Source organism: Streptomyces sp. NPDC087310 (genome assembly GCF_044744405.1).
Taxonomy (GTDB): Bacteria; Actinomycetota; Actinomycetes; order Streptomycetales; family Streptomycetaceae; genus Streptomyces.
Genome location: NZ_JBIUYF010000002.1, coordinates 175613 through 189716 on the forward strand (window position 1 = coordinate 175613; position 14104 = coordinate 189716).

The window sequence follows — 14104 nt, forward strand, 5'->3', positions numbered from 1 at the left end:
ACACGAGTCGGACTATTGGGAACGTCTGACCAAGATCCGAAAGTTTCCGTCCGCTTCATGGTCCTGCTCCGCCCCGGGCCCGGGCAGCCGTGTCGCGAGCAGCGCGCCGAGTACGGCGACGGCCGCGAGGACCGGCAGTGTGAAGCCCATGGCGTCCAGGAAGGCGTCCCCACCGCCGGGCCCACTCGGCCCGTCCGGCCCGCTTCCGGAGAGGGTGAGGAGCGTGGCGGCCGTGGCGACGCCCAGCACCGGGCCGGTGTTCATCGCCGTCTGCTGGAGCCCGCCGGCCACTCCGGCCCGGGCGACCGGCGCGTGGCGTACGACGACGGCCGTCGTGGTGACCATGACCGTACCGAAACCGGCCCCCAGTACGAGGAAGCCGCCGCTGATCAACAGGAGTGGCGAAGTGCGGTCGAGCGGGGCCAGCACCAGGATGCCGAGGGCGATCAGGAGCATCGCCGGCGCGGCTGTCCCGCACGGCCCCCACCGCCGGGACAGCACCGCGGCGGCGGGTGCGCTCAGCACCATCAGCACGGCCAGGGGCAGCACCCGCACCCCGCTTTCGAGCGGGTCCATCGCGAGCACGTCCTGAAGGAAGTACGTGGCGACGAAGAGGGTGCCGAACAGCGCGGCCGAGGCGCACAGCAGGACGGCGAGCGCCGGGCCGAGCGCCGAGCGGCCGAGGAGGCCGGGCGGCACCAGCGGGTGCGCGGTCCGCCGTTCGTGACGTACGAACGCGGTGGCGGCGACCGCGACGACCGCGCACCCCAGCGCCGTCGCCGGTGTCCAGCCGGTCTCCGGCAGCCCGACGAGGGTGTGGACCAGACCGACCAGGGCCACCGCGAGCAGCCCGGCGCCGGGCAGGTCGAGCCGGGCGGTGGCGTCCCCCGGCCGGTCCGGGATCCGGACGGTGAGGGTCAGTACGCCGATCACGAGCGCGGGGACGACGTTGAGGAGGAAGACGGCGCGCCAGCCGAAGTGGGCGGTGAGCGCGCCGCCGACGACCGGGCCAGCGGCGGCGGCCACCCCGATGGCGCCGGTACGCAGGGCGATGGCCGCCGCGAGCCGGTCGGGCGGGTACGCGGCACGCAGCATCCCGAGGGTGGCCGGTTGCAGCAGGGCGCCGAAAACGCCCTGGACGACGCGCAGCCCGATCACCCAGCCGACGCCGGGCGCCAGGCCGATGCCCGCCGAGGCGGCGCCGAAGCCGAGCATCCCGACGGCGAAGATCTGGCGGTGGCCGTACCGGTCCCCGAGGCGTCCGGCGAGGACGAGCAGTCCGGCCACGGCGATGAGGTAGCCGGTGCTGGTCCACTGGACCTGGGGGAAGGTGGCGTGCAGATCGCGCTGCATGCTGGGCTGCGCGATGGTCAGTACGGTGCCGTCGAGGGCGACGATCGCGGCGCCGGTGACACTCCCGGCGAGGACCAGGCGCTGTGGGAGTCCGGCTCTCCCGGGCGCTCCGCGCTCCGTCGCCTCCGGGGAGTTCACGGGCGCTCCGGCCCGAGGTGCGCGTCGAGCGCGGCGCGGAGCAGCGGCTCGGCGTCGTCGACACCGGAGGCGAGCTGGAGACTGCCCCAGGCCCACAACTGCGCGATGCCGTGCAGATTGGCCCACAGCGCGCCGGCGACCACTTCGGGCGTCGGCGCGCCGTCGGACCGGGGCCGCACCTCGGCGACGAGGTCCACGAGCACGCCGAAGAGCGGCAGGCTGGTCTCCCGTAGCCCGGGGGCTTGTCCGGGCCCGCCGTTCTCCAGCAGATCGTGGCGGAACATCAGCTCGAACATGCCGCGGTTGGCGGCGGCGAAGCCGAGATAGACGCGTCCGAGCGCCAGGATCCGGGCGCGCGGGCCCACCGCCCTGCCATTGGCCGGCGCCGCACCGTCCGTCGCCCCGCCGCCGTCCGCCACCGTCCTGCCGTCCGTCGCTCCACCGCCGTCCGCGACCGCCGCGACCGCCGCGGCGGCCTCGGCCGCGAGTGCGGCGAAGCCCTGGCGTGCGATGGCGGACAGCAGGGCGGCGTGTGTCGGGAAGTAGCGGCGCGGCGCGCCGTGCGAGACCCCGGCCTGCCGGGCGATCTCGCGCAGGGAGAGCGCCTGTACCCCCTCCCGGGCCACGAGATCGACACCGACCGCCACCAGACGGGCCCGCAGGCCCGCGTCGTATGCACTCATAGACACTGTCTACCACTACCGGGTAGACAGTGTCTACGCACTGCGGGGCGCGCACCGGGCTCCGGCGGCGCGGCTCAGCCGATGGGCGCCGGCATGCGCACCACGTCGTACGCGAGCCCGATCGTGTCGCCGGTGGCCGGGTCACCCAGCTCCACCCGCCAGCGGTCGGCGAACTGGTCCACGCCCTCGACCATGGGGATCGTGCCGGAGATCAGCACCGTGCCGGGCACGAGATCGCCCCGCTCGCGCAGCACCTCGGCCCAGTACGCCGGGGTGAGCAGTTCGGCGAGCGTGCCGTCCTGGATGAGGGATTCCGCGCCCTCGCGGCCCACCCAGGCCCGCAGGGTGATGCTGTCGAGCCGGTCCTGCACATCGGCCAGCCGCCAGGCGCGGCGGGCGAGCACGTCCGGGCCCGCGTTCTTGCTCCAGGCCACCCCGTGCACCTCCAGCTCACGGTCGGTGTGGTCGCAGGCGGCGGTCAGCAGCAGCTCGCCCTCCCCGTCCACGACCAGCGCCCATTCCGCCTCACCGGAGGTGCGGCCGTGCTGGACGCTGACCTGTTCGGTGTGCTGGGCGAGGTAGGGAGAAACCGGGTAGAGAGCGGGGGTGACGGACGGAGCGGGCACCCCGAGCTCGGCGAGTTCGGCCACGTGCGCGGCCACGTCGTCCTGGCTGCGGCCCGCGTAGCCGGCGTTGAGCACCTGGACGACATCGGCCTGCCGGGTGGTGCCGTCGGGCAGTTCGAAGGTGAGCAGCGCCATGGGAGTTCTCCACATCGTTCACGGTATCGGCGAGGTTAACTTTGCGCGGAAGGCTTGCGCATACCACCTGTATACAAGAAGTATGCCGGAAGGTCGACAGTGCGCCCTCCCCCGATGGCGGCGCGCCCCACCCAAGGACGGATGTCGTGAACCACACCAGCACGAGCACGGATCAATCCCCGCCCAGCGGCTCCGCGGTCCGCCGCGCCTTCTTCGCCAGCCTCACCGGAACCGCCCTGGAGTGGTACGACTTCGCCATCTACTCCGTGGCCGCCGCCCTGGTCTTCGGCGAGGTGTTCTTCCCCTCGGAGGACCCGGCCACCGGCACCCTGCTGGCGTTCTCCACGTACGCCGTCGGCTATGTGTCCCGCCCGCTGGGCGGTTTCGTCTTCGGCCGTCTCGGCGACAAGATCGGCCGCAAGAAGGTCCTCATCGCGACGCTCGTGCTGATCGGCGTCGCGACCCTGTTCATCGGTCTGCTCCCGTCGTACGCGACGATCGGTGTGACCGCCCCGATCGTGCTGGTGATCCTCCGCTTCGCGCAGGGCGTCGGGGTCGGCGGCGAGTGGGGCGGCGCCGTACTGCTGTCCAGCGAGTTCGGCGATCCGAAGCGGCGCGGCTTCTACGCCTCGGCCGCGCAGGTCGGCCCGCCCGCCGGCAATCTGCTGGCCAACGGCGTCCTCGCCGCCCTCGGCATCCTGCTCACGGACGAGCAGTTCATCAGTTGGGGCTGGCGCGTGGCGTTCCTGCTCTCCGGGGTCCTGGTCGTCTTCGGGCTGTGGATCCGTACGAAGCTGGAGGAGACCCCGGTCTTCCAGGCCATGGAGGCGGAGGAGACGCGCCCCGAGGCCCCGATCAAGGAAGTCTTCACCACCCACCCGCGCGCACTGGCCGCCGCGATCCTCAGCCGGATCGCCCCGGACGTGCTGTACGCGCTGTTCACCGTCTTCGTCCTGACGTACGCGACCGGCGAACTCGGCATGTCACGCGGCTCGGCGCTGGGCGCCGTCCTCATCGGCTCGACGTTCCAGATCTTCCTCATCCCGCTGGCGGGCGCTCTCTCCGACCGGGTCAACCGGCGTCTGCTGTACGGGGTTTCGGCGCTGGCGGCCGGAGTGTGGCCGTTCGTGTTCTTCCCGCTGACCGCCGGCGGGAGCTGGCCGCTGCTCGCCGCCGGTGTGGTGGTGGCGCTCGCCATCCACTCGCTGATGTACGGCCCTCAGGCGGCCTTCATCTCGGAGCAGTTCTCCCCGCGGCTGCGCTACACGGGCTCCTCGCTCGCCTACACACTGGCCGGGGTCGTGGGCGGGGCGGTGGCTCCGCTGCTGTTCACGGCGCTGCTCGACGCGTACAACTCCTGGGTGCCGCTGGCGCTCTACATCGCGATCACCGCGGTCGTCACGATCGGCGGTGTGTGGCTGGGCCGCGACGCGAAGGACGCCGACGAGGAGGAGCCGCCGAGCCCGCGGACCGGGGACACGGCCGCGACATCCGTACGGTCGGACGGGGCGCCCACCCGCTGACCGCACCGCTTCGACTCCCTCGCCCACGGCACCCGCACGCCCCGTCCCGTACAACGGAAGGAACCGCCCATGCGCATCGCGCTGAGCCAGCTCACCACCGGCCCCGACCCCGAGTCCAACCTCGGCCTCCTGCGCGAACAGGCCCACCGCGCGGCGGACGGGGGCGCCCGCGCCGTCGTCTTCCCCGAGGCGTCGATGGCCTGCTTCGGCACCCCGCTCGCCCCGGTGGCCGAACCGCTCGACGGCCCCTGGGCCGGGGAGGTCCGCCGGATCGCCAAGGACACCGGGCTCGTGGTGGTGGCGGGGATGTTCACCCCCGCGACGGACGGCAAGGTGGCCAACACACTGCTGGCCACCGGTCCCGGGGTGGAGGCCGCCTACGACAAGATCCACCTGTACGACGCCTTCGGCTTCGCCGAGTCCGACACCGTGGCGCCCGGCTCCGAGGTGGTCACCATCGATGTGGACGGTATCCGCATCGGCCTCGCGACCTGCTACGACGTCCGCTTCCCCGAGCTGTTCCGGGCCCACGCCGACGCGGGCGCGGTGGTCTCGCTGCTGCTGGCCTCCTGGGGTGCGGGCCCCGGGAAGCGGGAGCAGTGGGAACTGCTGACGCGCGCCCGCGCGCTCGACGCGACGCTGTGGCTCGCCGCCGTGGGCCAGGCGGACCCGGCGGCGTCCGGTACGCCCGCGACGTCGAACGCGCCCACCGGGATCGGCCACAGCGCGGTCATCGGCCCGGACGGAACCGTACGGCAGTCGCTCGACGGGGCCCCGGGGATGCTGCTGGCCGACCTCGACCCGGCCGAGGTGACCTCCGTACGCCAGGCCATCCCCGTACTCGCCAACCGGCGTCTTTCCGGGGCGAATTGACCTGGCCCTTCGGTTCTAGCCTGCGAGGAGGACCTTGAGGGTCGTCTCCAGGTGGCTGTCGATCGCCGTGCACGCGGCCCCCGCGTCACCGGCGGCGATCGCGGCCAGGATCGCCTGGTGTTCCCGCAGTACGGCCTCCTGCCGGCCGTGCTGGTTGTAGAGCGCCACCACTCCGGCCCGGATCTGCCGGCTGCGCAGCCCGTCGTAGTGGCGGGTGAGCAGCGCGTTGCCCACGGCGGCGATCATCGTCGCGTGGAACTGGTGGTCCACCGCGATGAATTCCTTGGCGTGCTCGGACCCGCTCAGATCACGCTGCCGCTCCAGCAGCGCGGTCAGCTCGGCCACGGGGGCCCGGCCGTCGGGGACGACACGCTCGGCGGCGTACCGCTCGACGATGCCGCGCAGCTCCATCAGTTCGGTGATCTCCCGCCCGGAGAGGGGCACGATCTGCGCGCCGCGCTTGGGGACCAGCCTGACCAGGTCCTCGGCGGCGAGCAGCAGCAGCGCCTCGCGGATGGGGGTGCGGGAGACGCCGATACGGTCCGCGATCTCCTGCTCGGAGAGGAACCCGCCCTGGAGTTCGGGGTCGGTGAGCACTTCCTCCTTGAGGAACGCGTACGCCTTCTCCCGGCCCGACGTCACGACTTCCCCCAGGGTTGCATACAACGAGTATACAAAAACTACCACGCGGGTCCGCTGCCGGGCCTCCCCCGCCGGTCCGCGCCGTGTGCGAGGGCCTCCCGGAGCGCGGGAAGCGCCTCCGGGTCGGTGAGGGCGGAGCCGACGGCGACGGCGTGGCAGCCCGCGGCAAGGAACGACGCGGCGTTCGAGGCGTCCACCCCACCCGTCGCGACGAAGCGGGCCGTGGGGAACGGGGCGAGTTGCGCGGCCACCCAGTCGGGGCCCAGTTGTCTCGCGGGGAACGCCTTGAGCCAGGTACGGCCGGAGGCGAGAGCCGCGGCGATCTCGGTGGAGGTGGCCACGCCGGGCAGATGGGGCACTCCGAGGCGCGCCGACTCGGCGACGACGTCGGGGTGGAAGCCGGGCGCCACCGTGAAGGCGGCGCCCAGTTCCTGGACGGCGGTCAGCCGGCCGACGGAGGTGACCGTACCGGCGCCGACCCGCTTGCCGAGGCGTTCGGCCGCGCCGATCGCCGCACGCAGCGCGGGGAGCGCGTCGCGGGTCTGTACGGGGACCTCGACCAGTTCGACCCCGAAGTCCCAGGCCCGCTCGCACATCTCCACCGTCTTCCCGGGGGTGAGGCCGCGGAAGATGCCGAGGACGGGGTTACGCGCGAAGTGGTGCTGGAAGAACTCATCGGATTCCACGGTCGTGTCCTCTCGGTTGGCCGCGTGACGAGCCTTCCAGCAGGGCGACGACCTGGTGGGCCGGGGGCAGTTCCGCGTGGTCGGAGGGGGAGAGCAGCACCTGGGCGGCGGCGTAGTGGCCGAGGCGCAGCCGGGTCTCCTGGTCGCGGCCGTCCAGCAGTCCGCTGAGCCAGCCCGCCGCGAAGGCGTCGCCCGCGCCGACGGCGTCGACGACCTCCACCGTGCGCGCCGGGGCGCGGAAGACGCCCTCGGGGGTGAAGGCGACCGCCTCGACGGCGGCGTCCTTGACGATCAGATGGGCCGGTTCGGGGAGCAGGGCGCGGACGCTCGACGCGTCGGACGTCCCCCACAGCGCCTGTGCCTCGTCCCGGCCGACGAAGACGATGTCGCTGCGCCTGGCCAGGTCGAGGAGTTCCGCCACGCCCCGTCCCGCGCCCCAGAGGACGGGCCGGTGGTTGACGTCGAAGCTGAGCGTGCCGGGCCCGAGGGGGCGGTCGTACACGAGGTGCCGTACGAGGTCGAGGCTCTGCCCGGAGAGTGCCGCGGTGATGCCGGACAGATGGGTCACGCGGGCGGGCCTGGCGCGCCAGGCCGTGATGTCGCCGGTGTGCATCGCCGTCGCCGCCGAACCGGTGCGGTAGTAGAAGACCTGGGTGCCCTCGGCGGTCGGATGTTTGAAGTAGACGGCGGTGGGGCGCAGCGCGTCGCGCCGTACGAGCCCGACGTCCACGCCCTGGGCGCGCAGTGTGTCGGTGATCAGATCGCCGAACGGATCGGTGCCGACCGCGCCCGCCCAGGCGGTGGCGTGGCCGAGACGGGCCATCAGGGCGGCGACGTTCGACTCGGCGCCGCCGGGGCGCAGGACGAAGGTGTTGTCGGCGCTCAGCCCGCCGCCGTGCCGGGGCGTGACCATGACCATCGTCTCGCCGATGGCGAGCAGATCGAGCGGGGCGGGAGGGTCCAGAGAGGTGAGAGGGGCGAGGGGGGCGATCTCCGATCCGGTGTCCACAACATCCCTCCGGTCGCGCCTACGGCAACTCCTCGGCGACGTAAGCAAAACGTAGGTCGGCCGGATTGAGGCGTCAACGACCCGGCCCGCGGCCTCCGTGCGCCGCTCGCCGCCCCTCTCGGCCGCCGGTCCGGCGCACCGGACGAAACTCCCCTCCACCGAACGACCGCCACGAGTACACCGTTCGGGCACATTCACCGCACCGGGCGCCCGGCATATTCCTCTTTTTCCCTTTCCGCTCAAGCCGTTTCAACAGTGCGGCTCAACTCTGTTGAATTTCGGCCGTCGGAACTCTCTTGAACCGGCCCGAGAAAATAGGCCAGAGTTCCGGTCACGGCCACCAAGCACCCTGGTTGCCGCCGGACACACGGCTCCCCCCTCTTGTGAAATCGGCTTCCCCACGCCGTTTTCCTCCCCCCATGCACGGCCGTGTGCTCCGTGAACCGGAAGGAATGACTGTGCGAGTCTCCCGGAACATTCTCGTGGCCGCGGCCGCGGGCGCCCTGCTCTCCGTCAGCGTCGTGACCGGCGCCCAGGCGGGCGAACAGACCGCCGAGCGCTACGACCCCGCGATGGTCAAGGCCCTGGCCACCTCACTCGGCGTCAGCGAGACGGCGGCCGTCGAGCGGCTGGACGATCAGGCGGACCAGCAGGCCGAGCTCTCGAAGCTCGACCGGCAGGGGGTCGCCACGGACGGCGCCTTCTTCGACAGAGCCGGCAGCCTCGTCGTCAACGCCGCCGACGCCCGCGCCGAACAGCGCATCGAGGACGCCGGTCTGACCCCGCGGGTGGCCGAGCACGGCCAGGCCGCGCTCGACCGCATCAAGGCGGAGCTGGACGCCAAGGCGCTGAAGCAGACGCCGGCCGGTGTCACCGCCTGGTCGGTGGATCTCGCCACCGACACGGTCACCGTCGAGGTCAACAGCGCGAAGAGCGCGGCGGCGAAGTCCTTCATCAAGGCCGCGCGGGCCCACGGCGACGCCGTCCGCGTCGTCGAGGGCAAGGAAGAGCTGTCCACGCAGGCGGTCGTCTCCCCGGGCGACGAGATGTCCTTCAACGGCTATGTCTGCTCCGTCGGTTACGGCGCCCGTGACGGGTCCGGCCGTCAGTACCTCGTCACCGCCGGCCACTGCATCGAGGACCTGCCCGTCCTGTCGTACAAGGGCACGCGCTTCGCCCAGGGCACCAACAGCCGCTTCGCGGTGGGCAGTCGCAGCGTCGACATGGGCATCGCGGCCGTCGACTCGGGCAGTTCCATAGCCACGCAGGTCGGTACGTACGGCAGCGCGGGCACCGTCGCCGTCCAGGGCAGCGCGCGGGCCGCGTCCGGCGCCGCCCTGTGCAAGTCGGGCCGTACGACCTTCTGGACCTGCGGCAAGGTCAACTCGTACAACGTGACGGTCACCTACAGCGACGCCAACGGCGGTCCCGACACCGTCGTCACCGGCCTGGGCAGTTCCTCGGTCTGCACCCAGGGCGGCGACAGCGGCGGCGCCTACATCTCCGGCAACCAGGCCCAGGGGATGACCTCGGGCGGCCCGTCCGCGCAGCGCTGCACCGGCAGCGTCAACTCGCCGGGCTCCTCCTACTTCCAGCCCCTGGACGACGCCCTCTCGTACTACGGCCTGACCCTCAACACCAACTGAGCACCCCCCGGCGGTAAGCCCCACCTGCCGCATCACCGGGCCGCCCCCCACCGGCCCCAGGACCGCCCATCGGATACGGTGGGCGGTCCTGCCCGTGCGGGCACGGCGCGGCTCCACCGCTCGACCCGGAGGGGAATCCAGTGCACCAGGACCCGGATTCCTCCTCGCCCGTCTTCGCCGAGGTCTTCCAGCAGGCCATCAAGAGACGCGGCCTGTCCCTGGAGCGTGTCCGCAGCCGGCTCGCCGAGCAGTCCATCCAGATCAGCCTGACCACCCTCAGCTACTGGCAGCGGGGGCGCAGCGAGCCCGAACGGGCCGATTCGCTGCGGGCCGTGGACGCGCTGGAGACCATCCTCGAACTGCCGCCCGGGACCCTGCGTTCGCTGATCGGCCCGTACCGCCCGCGCGGCCGGGTCGCGCCGCCCGCCCACGACCTCAGCTCCTCCCACCGGGTCTTCGGGGAGAACTCCCTGGCGGAACAGATCCTCGGCCCCGACTTCGCGCGGCTCAACGAGGCCATCAGCACGCTGAGCATCCGGGAGACCGTCACCATCGACGAGAACCGGCGGCTGTGCTCCATCGCGATCCAGCAGGTACTGCGCGCGGCCCGCGAGGGCGCCGACCGGCTCACCGCCGTCCACACCGTCGACAGCGGGGCGCGGGCGGTCCGCACCACGGTTCGCTGCGGAATTCCCGGGCCTGTCCGCTTCCTTCCCGAAGTGAGTACGGTCGTCATCGACATACAGTTCGGCCGGAAACTCGCGAAGAACGAGACGGTGGTCATCGACTACACCCTTTCCGTCGATCCCGGGGACGGTGTCGACGACCATTACGAACGCCGCACCCGCGTCCGGCTGCGCGATTATCTGCTCCATGTCTATTTCCATCCGGCGGCGCTGCCGGTGGTCAGCCACCGCTATTACCGCGAGCACTCCGGGGCGGAGATGAGCTACAACCACCGGGTCGCCCTGGACGCCTCGCACACGGTCCACTCGGCGCCGGGCCGCTGCCCGGCGGGCATCCACGGTGTCTCCTGGGAGTGGCCGGAGCAGCCGCGGCACCCCTGAAACGGCCGCCGTGAGGGGGCAATTAAGGTGGAGGACTTCTGCCGTGGTGGGGGCGCCGGGGTGGCGCCCTCGGAGAGTGAGGGACGTTCCGTGACGGGGGCACAGATTCCGCTGTACCAGGCGAAGGCGGAGTTCTTCCGCATGTTGGGGCATCCTGTGCGCATCCGTGTGCTGGAACTGCTCCAGGACGGGCCGATGCCGGTACGGGAGCTGCTCACCGCGATCGAGATCGAGCCGTCCAGCCTCTCCCAGCAGCTCGCGGTGTTGCGCCGCGCGGGGATCGTGACGGCGACGCGGAGCAGTTCGACCGTCGTGTACGAGCTGGCCGGCGGGGACGTGGCGGAGCTGCTGCGGGCGGCGCGGCGGATCCTGGTCGAACTGCTGGCCGGGCAGGAGGATCTGCTCTCGCAGCTGCGCGAGAACGGGCACTCCCTGGAGCGGCAGGAAGTTCCCTAGGGGGACCTCTGGGGAGGACCTAGGGAGGACCTGGGGAGCCCCTGGGGAGCCCGCCCGCCCCACACACCACTGCGGACCGTCCGAACGGACGACAGAAGCGGAATCACGTCTTCTAGTTGAAGATATCTTCAATTCACCATCCCACATAAGTCGTTACTCGATAAACTCGTCATCCTGAGGGTTCACCAGGCCGAGAGGACCGGGGTTCATGGCAAGCGCGGACGTGGCACTGAAGGACGCGATGATGATCGAGGGCGCCCAGGGCGCCGCTCTGGTCGACTACACCAGCGGCATGGCGCTGGGCACGCTGGGCGGGAGCAAGGATCTGGACCTCGCCGTCGCCGCGGCGGGGAACACCGATGTCGTACGGGCCAAGATGCGGACCCTGGAAACGCTCGGCATCCAGGACGCCATCGAGGACATCCTGATCACGCTGGGCTCCCAGTACCACGTGATCCGGCCGCTGTCCGGCTCGGCAGGACAGGGGCTGTTCCTGTATCTCGTACTGGACCGGGCGCGCGCCAATCTGGCCATGGCGCGCCACCAGTTGAAGCGGATCGAGAACGAGGTGGACGTGTAGGCGGCGGAGCGGCGAGCACGTGCGGGAAGCCTTCCGCGAAGGGCGGCGGCGCCGGTCGGGCTCTCGTCCCGGCCGGCCTGGGACCTCTCGTCCCGGCCCGCTCAGGACCCCTCGTACGGGCCGTCCTGCGGAGGTGTGGCGCCGGAGTCGGCGGCGCGCAGATCGGCGAGGAGTTCGGCCTGCCCAGCCAGCACCCCGGAGAGGATCGCCCGGGCGACGCTCAGCAGCTCCGCGAGATAGGGGTGGGCGAGCGCGTAGTGGACGGCCGAGCCCTCCCTGCGCGTCACGACGAGATTGGCGCGGCGCAGCACGGCCAACTGCTGGGAGAGCTGGGCGGGCTCGACACCGACCTCCGGCAGCATCTCGGAGACCGCGTACTCCCGCTCGCTGAGCAGTTCGAGGACCCGGATACGGACGGGGTGCCCCAGCGTCTTGAAGAACTCTGCCTTCAGTTGGTACAGCGGCGCGCTCACCGGCCTTGCCTCATTTCCCGCGCGTACCGCGTACAGCGCATCTGCCCGGAAGTCCCTGCCACGGGGCCGTTCCCACGCCGTCAGGGCCGCCAGGGCCGTCACCTCCACGTGATGCCCCTGGGAAAATCCCACATTACCGGCCGGGCACCCAGGGTATACAGGCTCCATGGTCGACCGACTCTTCTCCGACCGGGATCTCGCCGCGCTGTACGACGCGGTCTGCGCGGGCCGACCTGACTTCGCCTTCTATCTGCCGCTGGTGATGTCGGCGCGCTCCGTACTCGATGTCGGCTGCGGTACGGGCGACTTGCTGCACCGCGCCCGCGCGGCGGGGCACCAGGGGCGGCTGTGCGGTCTCGACCCGGCGGACGGCATGCTGGAGCGGGCCCGTCGCCGGACGGACGTCGAGTGGATCCTCGGCGATCTCTCCACCACCCACTGGGACCGCGCGTTCGACCTGGTCGTGATGACCGGGCACGCCTTCCAGGTCCTCCTGGAGGACGAGGAGGTACGGGGCGCGTTCGCGGCGGTCAGGGACGCCCTCACCGACGAGGGCCGCTTCGTCTTCGAGACCCGCAACCCGGCGGCGCGCGCCTGGGGCGAGTGGACCCCGGACCGCGCCGTCGAGGTCGTCGACGCCACGGGTGCCGTCGTACGGGTCGCCAACGAGGCCGATCCGTACGACGGCGGGGACAGGGTCAGCTTCACCACCCGCTACACCAGCCCCGGCTGGGACGGCCCCCGACTGAGCCGCTCCACCCTGCGCTTCCTCGGCGCGGACGAGGTGACGTCGTTCCTGGCCGGTGCGGGGCTCACCGTGGAGGCTCAGTACGGTGACTGGCTCCGGCAGCCGCTGACCGCCACCGGCCCGGAGATCATCACCGTCGCCGCACGGGGAAACGAGCCGGGGAAGGGGCTACCCGACCGTGACGCTCTTGCCGTCCGCGTTCGCGGCGGCCACGGCCGCGTCGAGGACCCGCAGGTTGTGCAGCCCGTGGGCGAGCGGAGGGCAGTGCGGCAGCCGGTCGAGACCGGCGATCTGGTCGAGGAACGCCCGCGCCTGGAAGGCGAAGAACTCGTTCTGCCCGTGGCCCACGCTGGGGAAGTCCATGGGCAGCCCCCGCGCGATGTACGGGTGGTCGGGGCCGATCAGGACCTGCCGGTATCCGTTGACGGGCCCGGCCGGTGAGGCGTCGGCGATGGTGAACTCACCGGGACGCACCAGGTCGAACGCGGCGGCCCCGCCGTCGCAGAAGACCTCGAACCCGAGGGAGTTGGCGAGGCCGTAGGCGACCCGGGAGACGGAGATGGTGCCGACGGTGCCGCTCCGGAAATTCAGGGTGAAGGTCGCGATGTCCTCGTTCTCGACCGGCACCCGCTCATCGCTGACCTGGACGTCGGCGGAGTGGCCCACCGCGGTGCCCAGCGGCGTCGGACGGTCCGGGACCACGGTGGTCAGAACCGTACCGCGCACGCTCTCGACGGGTCCGCACAGGAATTCGCCGAGGTCGACGAGGTGGCTGCCGATGTCGGCGAGCGCGCCGGAGCCGGCCCCGCCCCGGTAGCGCCAGCTCATGGGGGCGTCGGGGTTGTGCCCGTAGTCGCACCAGTAGTGGCCGTTGAAGTGGCGCACCTGGCCGAGGCCGCCCTCGGTGATCTGCTCCCGGATCGCGTTGATCGCGGGCGAGCGGCGGAAGGTGAAGCCGACGGCGGCCACGCGGTCCGTCCGCGCCGCGGCGTCGACCATGGCCTGCGCGTCGGCCGTGCTCGGCGCCAGCGGCTTCTCGCACAGCACGTGCTTTCCGGCCGCGAGCAGCCCCTCGACGATCTCGCGGTGCAGCGGGTTGGCGACCACGACGCTCACGGCGTCGATGTCCGGCGCGGCGGCGATCGTCCGCCAGTCGGTCTCGGCGCGCTGGTAGCCGTACCGGCGGGCGGCGTCGAGGGCGAACGGCTCATGGGCGTCGGCGACGGCGACGAGCCGCACCTCGGGCAGGTCGGGGTCGAAGAGGGTCGACGCCGTGCGGTACCCGTTGAGGTGCGCCCGGCCGGCCATCCCGGCTCCGATGACTGCCACCCCGATCGACGATGTGGACATGGGAATCCTCCTTCGTCACTCGTTCACCGAGTGCTTTTAAAGCGCTTTAAGTCGCTGGTACTATCGGCCGGGTCACCACGGGGTGTCAAGGGGTGTCGCACAGAACGACCGGACGG

Annotated in this window: 14 protein-coding genes and 1 pseudogene; 7 read left to right on the forward strand and 8 right to left on the reverse strand. The window is 71.7% G+C overall.

Annotation, left to right across the window (positions count from 1 at the left end):
* Nucleotides 1-12 precede the first annotated feature (12 nt).
* From ACIO3P_RS06850 to ACIO3P_RS06860, 3 genes are all read right to left on the reverse strand, one after another.
* On the reverse strand, nucleotides 13-1491 hold the full coding sequence (locus tag ACIO3P_RS06850; RefSeq protein WP_401848705.1) for an MFS transporter: 1479 nt from the start codon (nucleotides 1489-1491) through the stop codon (nucleotides 13-15).
* On the reverse strand, nucleotides 1488-2174 hold the full coding sequence (locus ACIO3P_RS06855; protein ID WP_401848704.1) for a TetR/AcrR family transcriptional regulator: 687 nt from the start codon (nucleotides 2172-2174) through the stop codon (nucleotides 1488-1490). The genes ACIO3P_RS06850 and ACIO3P_RS06855 overlap by 4 nt, the downstream gene beginning before the upstream one ends.
* A 74-nt stretch (nucleotides 2175-2248) precedes the next feature.
* Nucleotides 2249-2935 (reverse strand): DUF2848 domain-containing protein, encoded by a 687-nt coding sequence (locus ACIO3P_RS06860; RefSeq protein WP_329827758.1) that lies wholly within the window; start codon nucleotides 2933-2935, stop codon nucleotides 2249-2251.
* Between the two features lie 146 nt (nucleotides 2936-3081).
* Here ACIO3P_RS06860 and ACIO3P_RS06865 point away from each other — a divergent pair, with 146 nt between their 5' ends.
* Both ACIO3P_RS06865 and ACIO3P_RS06870 read left to right on the forward strand, forming a co-directional pair.
* Complete coding sequence (locus tag ACIO3P_RS06865) at nucleotides 3082-4458, forward strand: MFS transporter (protein WP_401848703.1); 1377 nt, start codon at nucleotides 3082-3084, stop codon at nucleotides 4456-4458.
* 69 nt (nucleotides 4459-4527) lie between these two features.
* Complete coding sequence (locus ACIO3P_RS06870) at nucleotides 4528-5331, forward strand: carbon-nitrogen hydrolase family protein (protein WP_329827760.1); 804 nt, start codon at nucleotides 4528-4530, stop codon at nucleotides 5329-5331.
* 15 nt (nucleotides 5332-5346) lie between these two features.
* On the opposite strand, the gene ACIO3P_RS06875 is transcribed toward ACIO3P_RS06870, so the two are convergent.
* The 3 genes from ACIO3P_RS06875 to ACIO3P_RS06885 are packed head-to-tail and all read right to left on the reverse strand — an operon-like array spanning nucleotide 5347 to nucleotide 7668.
* Nucleotides 5347-5973, reverse strand: coding sequence for a GntR family transcriptional regulator (locus tag ACIO3P_RS06875; protein ID WP_329827761.1), 627 nt, complete (start codon nucleotides 5971-5973; stop codon nucleotides 5347-5349).
* 38 nt (nucleotides 5974-6011) lie between these two features.
* Nucleotides 6012-6659, reverse strand: coding sequence for a bifunctional 4-hydroxy-2-oxoglutarate aldolase/2-dehydro-3-deoxy-phosphogluconate aldolase (locus tag ACIO3P_RS06880; protein WP_401848701.1), 648 nt, complete (start codon nucleotides 6657-6659; stop codon nucleotides 6012-6014).
* Nucleotides 6646-7668 carry a sugar kinase gene (locus ACIO3P_RS06885; RefSeq protein WP_401848699.1) on the reverse strand — a complete coding sequence of 341 codons (1023 nt, stop codon included), beginning with the start codon at nucleotides 7666-7668 and terminating at the stop codon, nucleotides 6646-6648. Before ACIO3P_RS06885 ends, ACIO3P_RS06880 begins: the two co-directional genes overlap by 14 nt.
* A gap of 458 nt (nucleotides 7669-8126) precedes the next feature.
* Here ACIO3P_RS06885 and ACIO3P_RS06890 point away from each other — a divergent pair, with 458 nt between their 5' ends.
* The 4 genes from ACIO3P_RS06890 to ACIO3P_RS06905 all read left to right on the forward strand — a co-directional run bounded on the left by ACIO3P_RS06890 (nucleotide 8127) and on the right by ACIO3P_RS06905 (nucleotide 11417).
* On the forward strand, nucleotides 8127-9314 hold the full coding sequence (locus ACIO3P_RS06890) for a S1 family peptidase (RefSeq protein ID WP_329827764.1): 1188 nt from the start codon (nucleotides 8127-8129) through the stop codon (nucleotides 9312-9314).
* A gap of 140 nt (nucleotides 9315-9454) precedes the next feature.
* Nucleotides 9455-10381 (forward strand): helix-turn-helix transcriptional regulator, encoded by a 927-nt coding sequence (locus ACIO3P_RS06895; protein ID WP_329827765.1) that lies wholly within the window; start codon nucleotides 9455-9457, stop codon nucleotides 10379-10381.
* Between the two features lie 90 nt (nucleotides 10382-10471).
* Complete coding sequence (locus ACIO3P_RS06900; protein ID WP_329827766.1) at nucleotides 10472-10837, forward strand: metalloregulator ArsR/SmtB family transcription factor; 366 nt, start codon at nucleotides 10472-10474, stop codon at nucleotides 10835-10837.
* Nucleotides 10838-11045: 208 nt separating this feature from the next.
* Nucleotides 11046-11417, forward strand: a complete 372-nt coding sequence (locus ACIO3P_RS06905; RefSeq protein WP_329827767.1) for a hypothetical protein — start codon at nucleotides 11046-11048, stop codon at nucleotides 11415-11417.
* A 101-nt stretch (nucleotides 11418-11518) separates the two neighbouring features.
* Here the strand turns inward: ACIO3P_RS06905 and ACIO3P_RS06910 are convergent, their stop codons facing one another.
* Nucleotides 11519-11890, reverse strand: a complete 372-nt coding sequence (locus ACIO3P_RS06910; RefSeq protein WP_329827768.1) for a metalloregulator ArsR/SmtB family transcription factor — start codon at nucleotides 11888-11890, stop codon at nucleotides 11519-11521.
* A gap of 166 nt (nucleotides 11891-12056) precedes the next feature.
* On the opposite strand from ACIO3P_RS06910, the pseudogene ACIO3P_RS06915 reads away from it, so the two are divergent.
* Nucleotides 12057-12494 (forward strand): annotated as a pseudogene (locus ACIO3P_RS06915) (class I SAM-dependent methyltransferase); the annotation flags it as partial.
* A gap of 312 nt (nucleotides 12495-12806) precedes the next feature.
* Here the strand turns inward: ACIO3P_RS06915 and ACIO3P_RS06920 are convergent.
* The gene (locus ACIO3P_RS06920) at nucleotides 12807-13988 is read right to left on the reverse strand and encodes a Gfo/Idh/MocA family oxidoreductase (RefSeq protein WP_329827769.1); all 1182 of its coding nucleotides are present in this window, start codon (nucleotides 13986-13988) and stop codon (nucleotides 12807-12809) included.
* Nucleotides 13989-14104: the final 116 nt, after the last annotated feature.